The organism is Aequorivita sp. IT1282, from assembly GCF_058068205.1.
Window position 1 is genome coordinate 20,445 of record NZ_JBYRHR010000005.1, and the last position, 16,609, is coordinate 37,053.

The following is a 16,609-nucleotide window of genomic DNA, read 5'->3' on the forward strand; positions in this document are numbered from 1 at the left end:
TTCGGAATTAATCTTTAAAATGAAGTTGAACGAGGAATTTCCTTGAGCGATATTCTTTAATTGTTTTGAAGCAAGGTTACTAAAATACATTTTCAACTTGAACTTGATACAGCTTAACTCTCAAATTTAGCCCTGCTACCAATTTCGATGCTTACAGTAAGGCATTAAAAATTATAAAAAATCAATAAAAGCGGATAACGAATGCTGCTGATGTGAGCAATTTTTAAAGGAATACCATAGCAAATTGGTTAAATAAGTTGTTTTCAGAGGTATAAAATGTCCATTTCTATCGTTTATTTCAACAAAATAATTTTTTTTTAATTTTTAAAACCATGAATAGCAATTGTTTATATGTTTTTTTAATTCAATTTATGTTAAGTACGTAGTACCACGTATATCCACTTTAACATAATTTTTTACTTTAGCGCCCTTAATTAAAACTCCAAATCAATGAAAAAAATTACCCAATTCTTAACTATTATATTATTGGGTATTGTGGGAGCCGTTTCGGCACAAACAATATCCACCTCATCGGGCAGTGCAAATACAGTAGCTGTTTCTTTAGAGATGCAAGGTCAAATAGAAGTGGCCCTGAGGCGGCAGTCCAATACTGTTCCGCCGACCTTTAACAGATCACTAACTGCTACATACGTAGGATCATTTAAAACTAATGACGGTCCATTTTATACTACTAACCCAGCAGCACTGAGTGCTGTGGAGGCTGCTGCACTACTATTTGGAGGTTCCCCTACTGATTATGCTATTTCTACAAATTCAAATACTACTGATCCTACAACAATAACCAATACCGCATGGGTAACTACTTGGGGTGTATCTAATTGTCAAGAAGTAGCTGAAAATTATTTTCTTGATCTAGGAGCCCCTGGTTATAATGATCCAGGAGGAACAAATACTGCTACATCAGCATATGTTACTGACAACTGTTTAGGAAGTACAAATTACGTTTGGCGGATTATTTCCACTCCAGATGTAAGCTGTCCTGGAGACATAATAGTGCCTAACGACTCAAGTATTTGTGGTGCAGTAGTGAATTATACAGTAACAGCATCAGACCCTGACGATGGGCCATTAGTACCAACGCAAACAGCTGGTTTACCATCTGGTTCAGTATTTCCTATTGGTGTTACCACTAACACTTTTGAGGCTACTGATAGCGATGGCAATACTGAAAGCTGTAGTTTTGAGGTAACAGTGAATGATACAGAGGCACCAACTTTTGGAGATCCACTAGTGGTTGATCAAGAAAGCTTATCAAATAATACTTGTATGGCTAACTTTAGTCAGTTAGATCTTGCGCAGTCTTTTATTCCATCTTTGAACAATTTGAGCGGAGCTTCTATATTACTCTCAGGAAATCCCGGAACAGGAGACGTTACCATAGCACTTTATGATAATTTACCTAACAATGGAGGTGTTTTAATGGCGAGTGGAACGGCAATTGGCGTATCGGAAAATGAATGGGCAGATACCTCTTGGCCCACTGTTTCGGTTACACCGGGAAATACATATTATCTTGTTTTTACCGGTACCAATGGAATACAGTGCATAGCGGGAGATACAGCAAATCCTTATCCAAATGGAAATATTTATGCAAATGCAGGGTATAACCCATTTCCTAACTATGATTATACTTTTAAGGTTTATAGTGGTGGTTCCACTTGTTTATCAAATATAATTGCGAATAATGATTCAGGGAATTGTGGTGCAATGATAACCTATATTGCTCCCGTTGGAACGGACAATTGTTCTGGCGCTTCCACGGTTCAAACGGCAGGTTTGGCTTCAGGGCAAATATTCCCAGTCGGGACTACTACGAATACTTTTGTAGTAACCGATGCGAGTGGGAACACCGACAGTTGTAGTTTTGATGTAACAATAAACGATACCGAGAATCCAGTAGCCAACTGTGCTGCCCCATTTACCATTCAATTGGATGCTAATGGAGATGCGAGTATTACAGTATTAGATATTGAAAATGGCAGTACCGACAACTGTGGGGTAGCAAGCACTTCGATAGACATTACAGACTTTACTTGTGCAGATTTGGGACCAAACATAGTTACATTAACAGTAACAGATGCGAATAGCAATGTATCAACTTGTACCACCATTGTAACTGTTGAGGACAAGGTTGCGCCTGTAGCAAATTGTGCTGCTCCGTTTACTATTCAATTAGATGCAGCTGGAAATGCAAGCATTGTTCTTGCAGATATTGAAAACGGAAGCACCGATGCCTGTGGAATTGCGAACACTACAATAGATAAATCAACTTTCACCTGTGCAGATGTAGGTGCAAATACAATTACTTTAACAGTAACCGATGTAAATGGCAACAGTTCAACTTGTACAACAATTGTAACAGTTGAGGATAACATAGCACCGATAGCGGTATGTGTTGGATCTACTCCAATATTCATAGGATCTTATAAGGTTAGTGATGGACCAAATTGGGGTACTAATCCTCCCGTTTATAGCCCGCAAGATGCCGCTGCTTTAATTTTTGGAGGTAATGCATCAGATTATGCAATCTCTGTTGATCCCAACACAACTGATCCGAACACCATTACCAATACTGGTTGGACTGATAGTTGGGGGTCTGGTTTTGCGATCAATGCTGAAAATTATAGTTTGGATACTGGAGCCCCCGGCTATAGTGATCCAGGTGGATTAGGTTCTGCGGTATCTGCTTGGGTAAATGATCATTCTGATTATAGTAAAATAAATTATGTTTGGGCTACCTCCTCTCCTATTGTAATACAATTGGATGTAAATGGCCAAGCAATATTGGATCCCGCGACTATTGATGGTGGAAGTACAGATAATTGCGGTATTGCCAATATATCGGTGAGCCCTAATAATTTTACATGTGCGGACGTTGGTCCAAACACGGTAACCCTAACGGTAACGGATGATAACGGAAATGTATCTACGTGTACAAGTGTTGTTACTGTTGAAGACAATGTTGCGCCAATAGCAAACTGTGCTGCACCGTTTACCCTTCAATTAGATGCCAGTGGAAATGCAAGCATTACGGTTGGAGATATTGAAAACGGAAGTACGGATGCCTGCGGAATTGCAACTACAACAATAGATAAAACAAGTTTTACTTGTGCAGATGTAGGTCCGAATACAGTAACCCTAACGGTAACTGATGTAAACGGAAACGTTTCTACTTGTACAACAGTTGTAACTGTTGATGACAATGTAGTGCCTGTAGCAAATTGTGCTACACCATTTACGATTCAATTAGATGCTACGGGTAACGCAAGCATTACAGTTGGAGATATTGAAAATGGAAGCACCGATGCCTGTGGCATTGCAAGTACAACAATTGATAAATCAACGTTCACTTGTGCAGATGTAGGTCCGAACACGATTACTTTAACTGTAACCGATGTAAACGGAAATGTTTCAACTTGTACAACAGTTGTAACTGTTGAAGACAATGTTGCGCCAGTAGCAAATTGTGCCGCGCCGTTCACTATTCAATTAGATGCTGCTGGAAATGCAAGCATCACAGTTGGAGATATTGAAAACGGAAGCACTGATGCTTGTGGCATTGCAAGTACAACAATAGATAAATCAGCATTCACTTGTGCAGATGTTGGTCCAAACACGATAACTTTAACGGTAACTGATGTAAACGGAAATGTTTCTACTTGTACAACAGTTGTAACAGTTGAAGATAATGTAGCGCCTTTAGCAAATTGCGCTGCGCCGTTCACCATTCAATTAGATGCCGCCGGAAATGCAAGCATCACAGTTGGAGATATAGAAAACGGAAGTACAGATGCCTGTGGCATTGCAAGTACCACAATTGATAAATCAACGTTCAATTGTGCAGATGTTGGTCCAAATACAATTACTTTAACGGTAACTGATGTAAACGGAAATGTTTCAACTTGTACAACAGTTGTAACAGTTGAAGACAATGTTGCGCCAGTAGCAAATTGTGCTGCTCCGTTCACAATTCAATTAGATGCTGCTGGAAATGCAAGCATTACAGTTGGAGATATTGAAAATGGAAGTACAGATGCCTGTGGCATTGCAAGCACAACAATTGATAAATCAACATTTACTTGTGCAGATGTTGGTCCAAATACAGTGACCTTAACTGTAACAGATGTTAACGGAAACGTTTCAACTTGTACAACAATTGTAACTGTTGAAGATAGCATCCCACCAACCATAATTTGTCCAGCAAACATCACCGCAAACACAGATCCGGGAGATTGTTTTGCTACGGTTACGTTTGTTACACCAGTAGCTTTTGACAATTGTGGCATTGCTACTATTATTCAAACAATGGGCGATCCAAGCGGAAGCAGTTTCCCAGTAGGTGTAAATACTATTGAGTTTACTGCAACAGACGTAAACGGAAATACAAGCACTTGTAGCTTCAATATTACAGTGACCGACAATGAAGCTCCAGTAGCTGTTTGTCAGAATATCACTATTCAACTTGATGCAGCTGGTAATGCAACAATTGTGGCAGCAGATGTTGATGGTGGAAGCACAGACCAATGTGGTGTAGCCTCTACAACTATTGACATCAACACATTCGATTGTTCAGATGTTGGAGACAACAACGTGATATTAACTGTAACAGATGTTAACGGAAATACTTCAACTTGTACAGCTGTAGTAACTGTTGAAGATGTAACGGCGCCAGTAGTGGTTTGCCAAGACATTACAGTAGTACTCGATGCTTCGGGTACAGTAACCATTGCGGGAATAGACGTTGACGGCGGAAGCACTGATGCTTGTGGAATAGATACCTATACTTTGGATATGGCCACGTTCGATTGTTCAAATGTTGGAGCAAACACAGTAATATTAACTGTAACCGATGTAAACGGAAACACGTCAACTTGTAATGCTACAGTAACGGTTGAAGATAATACTAGCCCAGTACTTGTTTGTCAAGACTTCACTTTAGAACTTGGTGCAGATGGTACTGCTATCCTTGACCCAAGTAATGTGATAGCCTCTAACGATGATGCTTGTGGCATCTTTGCTTCGGCAGTAGATATTACAGCTTTCGATTGTTCAGATATTGGCGCGCCAATTACGGTTCAGGTATTTACAATAGATCTAAATGGCAACCTTGCAACTTGTACTGCAGAAGTAACAGTTGTAGATTTATTAGCACCAGTAATTACTTGTCCAGCAGATCAAACTGTTGATCCGGGACCTGGAAATATATTCTATATTCTTCCAGATTACTTTGCAACAGGTGAAGCTACAGCTATCGACAACTGTACAGATCCTGTAACAGTAACAACACAGAGCCCAGCAGTAGGAACACCACTTTCTGATGGAACGTATACAATCACACTAACAGCGACAGACGAATACGGCAACACTAGTACTTGCGATTTCGAGCTAATAGTAGAAAGTGTACTTGGTGTTGGTGATAACAACCAAAATCTTGGAAGCATAGCAATGTACCCCAACCCAGCAAAAGGAAGTGTGACTATCGGAAACCCACAGAGCCTAGAGCTTGAGAGTGCTAATATTTACGACTTGACGGGAAGGTTGGTACAAACCTTCAACCTAAAGGGAATGACTACAGCCAAGACCCTGAACGTTGACAACCTTGCCGCCGCTACTTATGTAGTGATAATCAAAGGCAAAGAAGGGCAGATAACCAAACGACTTATAAAAGAGTAGTTTTCAGAATTAATAATTTTTAAAATCAAATCGCCTGAGGAAATTCCTCAGGCGATTTTTTTTGTTTTTATAGGAATAAGATAGCGATTACTCGCTGCATTTATTTTCATTGATTTCCATTTTAAAATGGTCAATCTATATCAGGGAAGTGGGATGGGAAATGGGATGGGAAATAAGAAATGGGAAATGGGAAGTGGGATGGAGAAAATACGAAATACGAAGTGGGAAATACGAAATGTGAAGTTGGAAATAAGAAATACATAATACGAAATGGGAAATTGGAAATTGGAAATGGGAAATTGGAAATACAAAATACGAAATACGAAATGTGAAATGTGAAGTTGGAAATATGAAATACATAATACGAAATGGGAAATACGAAATGTGAAATGTGAAGTTGGAAATATGAAATACATAATACGAAATGGGAAATGGGAAATGTGAAATGTGAAGTTGGAAGTTGGAAGTTGGAAGTTGGAAGTTGGAAGTTGGAAGTTGGAAGTTGGAAGTTTACTTGTAAAATTAAATATAAAAGCTTTGATGTGCCGGTCAAAAAAAAACACCCACATCTAAATTGATCAACTTTAGGAATACAAAAAGGCCAGTGTTTTAGCACCAGCCTTTTTAATAAAATATAACATCAACATCTATGTCTGATACTTATAAAGTCATTCTTTAGAAGTATCAGAATAGATTTGAAAACATTATTTTTTTGATTCTTCGATAGAAACTTTTCTAAATTGTTTTAATAATTTTTCCATTTCTAGCGTAGATTTTCTCGCTCTTGCCCCTGCGGCTTTAACTCCTTTTTCAGTAAGCGAATCTGCCTCTGTTTTAAAAGTTTCAAATTCAGCGTTGATTTTCTCGATTAAGTCTTTCATAGTATTGTTTTTAAAATTGAGGGACGAAAATACACTTTGACCGCGTAAATAAAAAGAAGATTAACGAAAATCCTTTGTTGAGGCTGAGAATTAGTGGTGAAGAACGTTAGGTTGAAAGACTTAGGACGGTGGGATATAGGTTGTAGGGTGTAGCTTGTGGTTGTAGTATTTAGGATTGAATGACTTAGGACGTAGGACTGAAGGACGTAGGACGTAGGATGTGGGGATTAAGTTGTAAGTTGTTGAATTTAGATTTTGGATCGTGCCTTTGGTAGTGAGGTTGGTTAAATTGAAATTGAAGATGTAGTACTATTCGATAACTAAATAATAAAAAAAACCGCCTCATTTTTAGAAAATGAGACGGCTTACACTTGGGGTAGAATTGAGGAATTAAAATGTGCTAATTATAGAAAGAGTAGTTTCTTGGTGGAAACTCCTGCTTCTGTTTCTACTTGAATAATATAGGTGCCGGCAGAAAGATGGTGTTCCATCATAGTTGCTCCAGCTTCCTTTACAGCAGAGTATAATAATCTTCCATTAAGATCTACTATACGTACCGTAGCGCGACTTGGCAGTTCTAATGTGAATCTACCTGAAGTTGGGTTAGGATATACCAAGAATTCGGGTAAGTTTTGGTCTTCTACTCCCAACATAAATATCTCTACCTGTGTCTTTTCTGAAACTCCAGTTTCATAAACTGCTTCAACTTCTGCTATGTGCCCTTGTGGTGTAAGGTTTTCTAACAAGAATGTTGTTTCTGTTACATCTTCAGAAATTAAGTTGCCATCTAGATAAATGTTATAGGAAAGAGCGTGGTCATACTCTCTTTCAAATTTGATGTCATCTATTTTAAGGATATAACTGTCGTTACTTACATAATTAATAGCAACATATTTAGCATCTACGGGTGTATCAAAAGAATATTGAGTCCAAGCTTCAGGAACAGTAATTTCATTTCCGAATGCTGTAAAATCTGATACATCGGTTCCAGTAGTAGAATATAGTACTCTAATATTTTCTGGGGTTGCGCCTACTAAAGAAGCTGCGCTGAATGAAAACTCACCAGTTCCGGCAGGAATTATTATCCAGTCGTTATTAGCACCATTAGGACCAGCAAAGCCAGTTAAAAATCTACGTCCAGAAACTGCCTCCATTGCTATTGGTGGCGATGTTGCGTATGGATTAAAAACCATAAACGACATAGGGTCTCCAGCACTTGGGAAGTTGAAATTAGTATAGGTGTACGTTTCTAATCCGTCTAAATCCCTAAGAATATAATTTGAAATATTCTGACGTTCAAAATCGTCATATCTTTCCATTTGATCTGTATAGGTACTGTGAAGTGTCCAATCAAGTTGGGCTGCATCTGTACCTATAATAGTAGCTGTAAGATTTGAAGGTTGTACTTTATTCAAATTAACCGGAACTGTAAGACTACCGTTTTCTTCTACTACTACGTCAGTAAGTTCTACGATTTCGTAGTTATCCAATTCAATACGTATGTTATACGTACCGTGTAATAAATGATCGAATGTTACAGATGGTGGTGCTGCCACAGTTGTTTCTGCAAAATTATTGCTATTCGAAATAGAAATATAGGCTCCTTCTAAACTACCACTATCGGTTGTTAGGTTTAAAGTGAAATCGAAGAACATATTATGTTCAATTTCATTTGAAATACCTTTTTCAGAAACAAGGCTATTACCATATTCAGCGGTAATTCCGTATTTGTACATATCGGGCGCGGCACTGCTTAAAGTGGGATCGTTAAAAGTGGTAGCTGTAATAGGGGCCGTAGTAAGCTCTGTCCACGTAGTTGCGGCTGCAGGGCTTCTATAAACTCTATAACCTGATGGATTGGCAGCTGTAGTATTATTAGTAATACCGTAGATGTTCCAGTTCTTATTAGTAAGGCTCATCGCGGTCCATACACCATTCTCGTACTTCATACTTCCCTTGTAAGCTGGGACGTTTGGTCCATCGTCTAGTCCTATTGGGTAAGCGCCGTATTGACCGGCAAGAAATTCAATTCCTATCCAAAGTTCTTTCGTATTATCAATAGCAATTGTCTGTGAAAGTTCAAAATCATACCATCCTTCCGTTGTGATAGAAGCGGTTTGTGAATGTATTAGTTCTGCCCCGTTGGCTCCTTCAAAAATTTTAATGATGATCTCGGCATTGTTAGCTATGTAAGCTTTTACATGTGTAAGTTCTGCATCAGCATTTACTTGATTTTGCAAATCTGAAGGCAGAAATCTTATACCTGCAATAAACGGATCGCCTCCATTCCCCCAAGAATCTCCTGCGGTAACAAAGTCTCCCCACCCTATTGAGGTTTCGTTAGAATAGCCAACTGGAACTCTCCAGTTTACTTCGCCAACACCATTATTATTTACCGCCATCACATTACCTGGCTTAGGTGTTGCTAGATTTAGGGTAATAGGGTCTAGTGTATAATCTGCCGCCTCACTTGTAATATTTATTGTTTCCGCACTATATAACGGATGTACAGCTTCAAGATCGTATTGCTTATTGGCGAAGGCATCTAAAGTATAATTACCAGTAGCATCGCTGATGGTAGAAAATTCAGAAAAGCCAGTTAAATGAAGGTTAACACCTTCTATTCCTAACCCTGCCTCGTCAATCACAGTTCCAGAGATTACTATTGGAAGCGAATTATCTAAAACAGCATCTAGAACAAGTTGTTCGTTAGGTGCAATAGTAAAACCTATTTCAATAGTGTTAAACGTATTTTTGCTAAAGGTAGCTACGTAATCGCCAGCCATAAGCGCTGGGATTGTATAATTTCCTGTAGCATCTGTAGTAGTTGTTTCGGTTTGGTAAGCGCTACCTCCATTTGGAGTTATAGTTACTGTTACATCTTGCAATGGTGAGCCATCTGAAAGAAGTGTAACTGTACCCGATAAGCTACCGTAATCTGTGGTTTTTTCAACAACGATACTTGGGATAGTAGGTACTACCGTAGTAGCCCAAGATGCCGGTTGCGATGTAACTACACTTAGATCTACAGAGGTACCATTTGCATAATACGTACGCATTCCGTCGACCGGTGTATTGTAAAAGTTTCTTGGATTTACCGACGGTGGATTTGCCAGTAATGGTTTTACGATGGTTATAATTACATTTTGATTACTGCTAGCATCGTAATAAAAAGGTTGGTCTAAATCGATTGCAATTTCATTTGTTCCTGCAGGGAATTCAACATCGCCATCAAACAATAGTTTTTGATCGCCATAGTATTCCCATACTGCATTGTAAATGGTTGTTCCAAAAGTATCGCGATTCGATAAACTCATATATACTTTATAACGAGCTGTAGTTGTAGTTCCTAAATTTCCAAAATAAGAAATTGATGTAATAAGGCCACTGTTACCTATTTCTTCAGGCGTATAAATACTTTGCGAAATAACAGAACCTCTACTAAGTTCGAAAGGCTGGGTGGCAACAGCATTGCCGCTGGTTACAGACATTTGGTTTTCTCCCAGGCCTGAGTAAGCAGACACAATTGCAGAAACGCCTAAATTAGCAGGGCTCGTTTGTGCGGTGATGCTATAAGTATAAAGGTATAATGCGGGAATATTGTTTTCAGTAAAAGTGGTTCCTGGATGCATCTCTACTAATGTTTCGGTAGTAGCACCAAGACTACGTTTAATAGTATAACCTACCACAGGATCTTGTAATACACCTCCATTTGCGCCGTAATCTACCGCGTCCCAAGAGATCACTGTATTTGAGCTTGCATCTTGTGTAAATGTTATATTAGCAGGAGCTCCAGGAGTAGTTTCATATCCAAAAAAGGTAGATGGGGTATTATAAGGAATACCATTGCCAGCATTATTATAAGGTACAAATCTATGGGTATAAGTGCCTTCTGCAGGCAGTACATCTATATAGTTCATGCTTTGGCCCACAGCTGAAGGAAGATCTGCAATTTCAATAAGATTCATTGGGTTTGTACCTCTATAAATCTTTACGCCCGTCATATTTGAAAGCGTATTACCCGCATTATCTACCGTAGGATTAACCCAGTCAAAATGAGCTTCAAATTCAGTTCCAATTTGTGTTTCTACAGTAAACTGAGTGATCGCGCCTGGCGCTAAAGGCTCTGTATTTGGAGAAAATTGAAGATCGTCCACAAGCATCATATAACCTTGGGATACACTATTTATAGCTAAGTATTTTGCATTAGCAGGAATTACATACTCAAACTTTGTCCAGTTTAATGAGGGAGTTGTGGTGTTTCCTCCATTAAAGAGTATAAAATCCTGAGGGTCTGTTCCTGTAGTTGAATAGCCTACTTTGAAGGCATCAGGACCCAAAAAATCGGCGGCACTTTTAAGGTAAAACGAGAAGCTTCCACCTGGATGATTTACCAATTCATCAGAAATTAGCCAGTCGTTTACTGGGCCATCCCATGAAGAGATACTTGCGAAATATTTTTCACCTGAATGGGTGTCGAAACCATTAAGAGTGTTAGGTGGACTGGTTTGCGAAGGTGTATAAACTATAAATCCTAATGGGTCGCCCTTTCCTGGAAAACTTTGAAATGGGCCAGCGGTATTTAAACCATCCACATCGACGGAGGTCCATCCAAGGATATTATTTTGTGTAAAATCGGCATGTGATTCTACATCATCATTAAAGGGTTGTAACTGTCCCTGCGCCCAGCCAGTAATGGCAATTAAGAGGGCAAACAGTAAAGTAGCGTTTGTTTTTTTCATTCTAAATGTTTTTTTTAGGGTTTTTTTACAATCAAGAAGACTTAATTCAAAAAAATATATTGAGGGAGCAAACTAATCAGTTTAGCTTCAATTGACCAAATTTTATTACTCCGTTTGGTCCCAAACAGACACCCAGAAATGATAAGATGTTATATATGAATATTTTATGAATTGAGGTGTTTTTTCCGATAAACAGCTGGGGTTACTCCTTCAATGTCTTTAAAAAATCTATAGAAGACAGACATAGATTTAAAACCAGCTTCTGCGGCAATACCTTCAATGGTAAAATGAAGAAGGGTTTCCCCAGCAAGCAAGCGTTTGCTTTCCTCGATGCGCAATTCGTTTATATAATTGTAGAAGGTTTTATTTAAACTATTATTGAGGCTATGCGAAATGGCATTTCTGCTTTCCGAAATTGCGTCGGCTAAATCGTTTAGGCTAAAGTTTGGGTTTTTATATACTTTTTGTTCGCTCATAAGCTTTTCAACTTTATCGATAATAGTATCGTCTTTGAGAAGATCTAGTTTATAGGCGTGTAAAATTTTAGGCGAATCGTATGCGCTTTGGGGAACATCATTTAAATGGGTTTCATTTGAATAAGTTTCGGCATGAGGGTCTACCCGATCGAAAATTAAAGGGTATTTATATATCATTAAGGTTATATAGAATAAACTAACAGCAATCACGGCGTGGTATGCCATGTATAGAATATAAGGATCAAGATAGGTAATCCGTAAAATGGTAGATACTCCACCAATAACAAAGACCAAGGCAAAACTGTAATTTATAATATGTAGCCATTCCAGTTGCCTGCTTTCAATTTCAGAATATCGCTCCTTGAGCCGCTGATGCCTCAGTTTTAAAATGCGGTTTGTTTTAATAAAATAAAAAGGCCCCTGTATAGTTGCGAGGTAAGAGCAAAGCAAGGTTCTAGTACGATACCACTCGTGCTGCCGCATAGTAGCAATAGAAAAGTCACTGTCAAAAAACAGATATAAAGTAAAGGCTACATAAAGGTACACTGGCAAAAAATGCAGGTGGTCACTCTTTTGGAAGCCTTCATATTCGTAGAAAAGAAATTTAACATAGAGATAGATGGGAGGAAACAAAACAAGGGCGATCATCGGGCCTATAAAAGTAGTAAGCGCTACGCTAAAAAATGGGCCTTGGTGGATGAAGGCAAAAAACCAGTAACAGGAAAATCCCCATACAAACAGAAGTAGGGCAAGCATATTATTGGCAAAGGGCCTGTCTTTGTTTTTGGTTGTGAGGTAAATACCCGTCACCGCTTGGGACGCACCAAAAAGCATTAAAACCGAAAAATAAGATTCAATTAGGGATAACATGAAGTATTACAAAGCTAGGATGAAGGGAAAACTACTATTTATAGAATGGGGTTTAATTTAGGTTATAAATTTAGCAATAAGGTGAAGGGTAAACAAGACATTAATATTGAATTTAACTATTGCTTTTTCAACAGGGATTGTGGCTTTGTAGGCCGAATTTAAAAACATATCAAACAATAAATCTCGCAACTTACAGATTTTCAAATCACCAGGGAATACAAGCCCTAATCCTGCGTGAATCTTTGAATTTCATTTTAGGACGACTCAATTAATATGATTACTTTTGCACATTGTAATAATACTAACCTGGACAGGTTAAAAAGTTAATCCAATGGTTTAACTTTTTTTTGTTTTGCACATTTTTGCAGCGGCTTTAAGTATTTTTATAATATGTACCCACCCGGGTGCTGGAATTGGTAGACAGGCATGGTTGAGGGCCATGTGTCCTTTGGGCGTGTGGGTTCAAGTCCCATTCCGGGTACGAATAAAACCCCGTAAGACTATGTTTTATGGGGTTTTTCAATTTTTGGATTATCAAATTTAGGAACAGTCTTCAGAAAATTTCTACTTCTTTAATATTGATAGCATTAGAAGGAAACGGATAGTAACTCCTTTCCGAGATCGTGCACCGCTTTTTCGATTTTTTTGGCCTGATCTTCTGAGGCATTTGCTTTGCCGGTTTTATATTGACGTAACAAGGAAGAATTGATATTTGCTTTTTGGGCAATCGAACCTATTTTTACCTCTGGTATAAGATTGAAGAAACTCTCAAGGTCCATTTTATACTCAAATTCCACTCCATTTTTATACTTAACGACCCAGTCCTCTTTTAATTCCTGAGCTACTTCCAAGTGTTCATCAAATACTTTTTGAATTTCTTTTTTCAATTCAGATAGTGAATTCCCATAGGCTGAAACTACTCCGTCTAAATTTTCTGTCGTACCCCAATAGGTACCGTCCGTTGCTTTTTCGACATAGACTTTAATTCTTTTTTTTTCCATTTTTGCTGTCTTTTTTTACCCTGCATTGCCACCTAATTCTTTAATAATGAAAGTGGTGTTAAATACTAAGCCCCGCTTGTTTTAAGATTGAATTTACTGTTCCTATCGGCACATCCTTTTTTGGATGGAGAATAGTAACTAATCCCTTTTTCACTGGATGTTTGAAATGGTGATGGCTGCCCTTGGTTCTCACAATGTACCAACCATCCTTTTCAATCATCTTTATCAAGGAACTTGATTTCATAATCCAAATATATAACAATTTTGTTATATAACAAAATTGTTATAATCTGACTTACATTCGAATGTACTCCGAGAATGAAAAATGGGGCCCGCAATTCTTATTTAGAAAAAGCTAGTTCTATCCCTAAAATCTGACATTAATATTTGTTTAGAGTTTTCAACATTTTTCTAAACAATCTCACATCTTTTTAGTACTTTCACCTCGTAATAATAAATTATTCTTCAGTGGTCAAAACACAATTTGGCATTAAAGATCTCGAGAATCTTTCCAACGTAAAAGCCCATACCATTAGGATTTGGGAGAAAAGATACAACCTTCTTGAGCCAGACCGTACCGATACAAACATTAGAAAGTACAATCTCGAAAATCTAAAAAAGCTATTAAATATAGCTTACCTATATAATGCCGGGTATAAAATTTCGAAACTTGCAAGTTTAGATTCTACGCAAATTCAAAAGTTGATTAGGGAAAGCATAAATGGGCTCGATTCAGAGTATATGCTCAATGTTTTTAAATCGGCAATGTTTGAATTTGACGATGAACTTTTTGACGCTACCTTGGACAAATTTTTGGAGAATCGATCTTTCAGAGATGTTTTCATACAAATATTCGTGCCACTACTAAATGAAATGGGTATTCTCTGGCATTCGGGAACTATTGATCCATCGCACGAACATTTTATTTCAGAGAAAATAAAACATTCCATTATCGAGCATTCGGCTAAGCATAAGCATACTACTGACCGAAAAAATACGCAGCTATTTGCGCTTTATCTTCCTTTCCAAGAAATTCACGAGATTGGCTTACTCTATGCTAATTATGAGCTGCTATCAGCTGGATACAGGACCATATACCTAGGCGCTAATATACCGATGGATAGCTTAAAGCACGTTCTAAAGACCAAAACCAAAATAACTTTTGTCACCTATTTTACTGTACAACCAGAGAATGATAACCTTGAGAAATATTTAAACGAATTTCAAAATGAAGTTTGCGCCAAAGGCCCCAGTGAACTTTGGGTTTTAGGCCGCAAGTTTAGTAAGAACTACAAGAGCACAAAAAATGTAAAGCTTTTTAAAGACGTAAAACATTTTACAGATCAAGTTGAAAGCCTTTCAAACAGTTAATTTCTAGTCCTTTTAAAATAAATCTACCAAAGGTTTAGTCTCTCTAATTTATTAAATAAAAGCCAAAAATGATCTGCAACTTTTATTTTTGTTTAAATATAATGTAGATTTGTTAAACAATATGAAAAAAATCGCAGTTATTGGTTCCGGCTTTTCATCCATCGCGGCTTCGTGTTACTTGGCTCAAGCGGGAAATAATGTAACTATCTACGAAAAAAACAGTACGATTGGTGGCCGAGCTAGGCAGTTAAAGAAAGACGGTTTCACTTTTGACATGGGCCCTACTTGGTACTGGATGCCAGACGTTTTTGAACGCTTTTTCAATGATTTCGGGAAAGCACCTTCAGATTATTATGAGCTTGAAAAGCTAAATCCAGCATACCGTGTGTATTTTGGAAAAGATGATTTCATCACAATAGAAGATACGCTCGAAAAAATATGCGCTGCTTTTGAAAAGGAAGAATCTGGAAGTTCCATAAAACTCCGGAAATTCATGGATCAAGCTATGGATAACTACAACATAGCTATCAAAGATTTGGTATATCGCCCAGGCGTTTCTCCTTTAGAGCTGGTTACTGTTACTACAATGAAAAAGATTGGGCAGTTTTTCAGCACTATTAGTAAGGACGTTCGCAGAGAATTTACGAATCCAAAATTAATTTCAATTTTAGAATTCCCTGTTTTATTTTTAGGAGCGAAGCCTTCCAACACCCCAGCATTTTATAGTTTTATGAATTATGCCGACTTCGGACTCGGAACTTTTCATCCAAAAGAAGGCATGTATTCTGTAGTTGAAGGAATGAAAACGCTAGCTGAAGACTTAGGGGTAACCATAAAAACCAATCAGAATGTAGAAAAAATAATCGTTGAAAACGGAAAAGCAAATTCGTTGCTTATAAACGGTGAAAAAATTGAGGCCGATGTAATTTTAAGCGGCGCCGATTACCACCATACCGAAACACTTTTAGACAAGCAGTTTCGTCAATATTCAGAAAGCTATTGGAGTAAAAAAACCTTTGCCCCTTCTGCCCTGCTGTTCTATATTGGTTTCGATAAAAAAATTGAAAACGTAGATCATCACACCTTGTTTTTCGATGTAGATTTTGAAAAGCATTCACAAGAAATTTACGATTCCCCACAATGGCCAGATGAACCATTATTTTATGCAAGTTTCCCTTCAAAAACAGATGCTAGTGTTTCGCCTATAGGCAAAGAAGCAGGTATTTTCCTGATTCCGTTAGCTCCTGGATTAGATGATATTCCAGAAATTAGAGAAGATTATTTCGAGAAAATAATGGATCGTTTTGAAAAAACAACAAACCAAGAGGTTAAAAAATACGTTATATTTAAGGAATCGTTTTGTATTAATGATTTTGTTTCAGACTACAACAGTTACAAGGGTAATGCGTATGGTTTGGCAAATACACTATTGCAAACGGCCTTTTTAAGACCAAAATTGAAAAGTGGTAAAGTGAAAAATCTTTTTTTTACCGGACAGCTCACCGTGCCGGGACCAGGAGTTCCACCCGCCCTTATCTCAGGAAAATTAGTTGCAGGTTTAATCTAAAAAGAGA

General features: G+C 37.9%; 8 protein-coding genes and 1 tRNA gene. 4 read left to right on the forward strand and 5 right to left on the reverse strand.

What is annotated here, in order from left to right; translation table 11 throughout:
* Positions 1-450: 450 nt before the first annotated feature.
* Complete coding sequence (locus AC3RVG_RS11570; protein ID WP_489691623.1) at positions 451-5,694, forward strand: HYR domain-containing protein; 5,244 nt, start codon at positions 451-453, stop codon at positions 5,692-5,694.
* Between the two features lie 704 nt (positions 5,695-6,398).
* On the opposite strand, the gene AC3RVG_RS11575 is transcribed toward AC3RVG_RS11570, so the two are convergent.
* The 3 genes from AC3RVG_RS11575 to AC3RVG_RS11585 all read right to left on the reverse strand — a co-directional run bounded on the left by AC3RVG_RS11575 (position 6,399) and on the right by AC3RVG_RS11585 (position 12,663).
* On the reverse strand, positions 6,399-6,575 hold the full coding sequence (locus AC3RVG_RS11575) for a histone H1 (protein WP_489691624.1): 177 nt from the start codon (positions 6,573-6,575) through the stop codon (positions 6,399-6,401).
* Between the two features lie 404 nt (positions 6,576-6,979).
* The gene (locus AC3RVG_RS11580; protein WP_489691625.1) at positions 6,980-11,317 is read right to left on the reverse strand and encodes a carboxypeptidase regulatory-like domain-containing protein; all 4,338 of its coding nucleotides are present in this window, start codon (positions 11,315-11,317) and stop codon (positions 6,980-6,982) included.
* Positions 11,318-11,481: 164 nt separating this feature from the next.
* A complete protein-coding gene (locus AC3RVG_RS11585) occupies positions 11,482-12,663 on the reverse strand; it encodes a helix-turn-helix domain-containing protein (protein ID WP_489691626.1) in 1,182 nt (393 codons plus the stop codon).
* Positions 12,664-13,061: 398 nt separating this feature from the next.
* Here AC3RVG_RS11585 and AC3RVG_RS11590 point away from each other — a divergent pair.
* Positions 13,062-13,144, forward strand: a tRNA-Leu gene (locus AC3RVG_RS11590).
* Positions 13,145-13,250: 106 nt separating this feature from the next.
* Here the strand turns inward: AC3RVG_RS11590 and AC3RVG_RS11595 are convergent.
* Both AC3RVG_RS11595 and AC3RVG_RS11600 read right to left on the reverse strand, forming a co-directional pair.
* Positions 13,251-13,664 (reverse strand): helix-turn-helix domain-containing protein, encoded by a 414-nt coding sequence (locus AC3RVG_RS11595; RefSeq protein ID WP_489691627.1) that lies wholly within the window; start codon positions 13,662-13,664, stop codon positions 13,251-13,253.
* 58 nt (positions 13,665-13,722) lie between these two features.
* On the reverse strand, positions 13,723-13,908 hold the full coding sequence (locus AC3RVG_RS11600) for a type II toxin-antitoxin system HicA family toxin (protein WP_489691628.1): 186 nt from the start codon (positions 13,906-13,908) through the stop codon (positions 13,723-13,725).
* Positions 13,909-14,132: 224 nt separating this feature from the next.
* Between AC3RVG_RS11600 and AC3RVG_RS11605 the strand changes: the two genes are divergently transcribed.
* A complete protein-coding gene (locus tag AC3RVG_RS11605; protein WP_489691629.1) occupies positions 14,133-15,035 on the forward strand; it encodes a MerR family transcriptional regulator in 903 nt (300 codons plus the stop codon).
* Positions 15,036-15,156: 121 nt separating this feature from the next.
* A complete protein-coding gene (locus AC3RVG_RS11610) occupies positions 15,157-16,602 on the forward strand; it encodes a phytoene desaturase family protein (RefSeq protein WP_489691630.1) in 1,446 nt (481 codons plus the stop codon).
* Positions 16,603-16,609 lie beyond the last annotated feature (7 nt).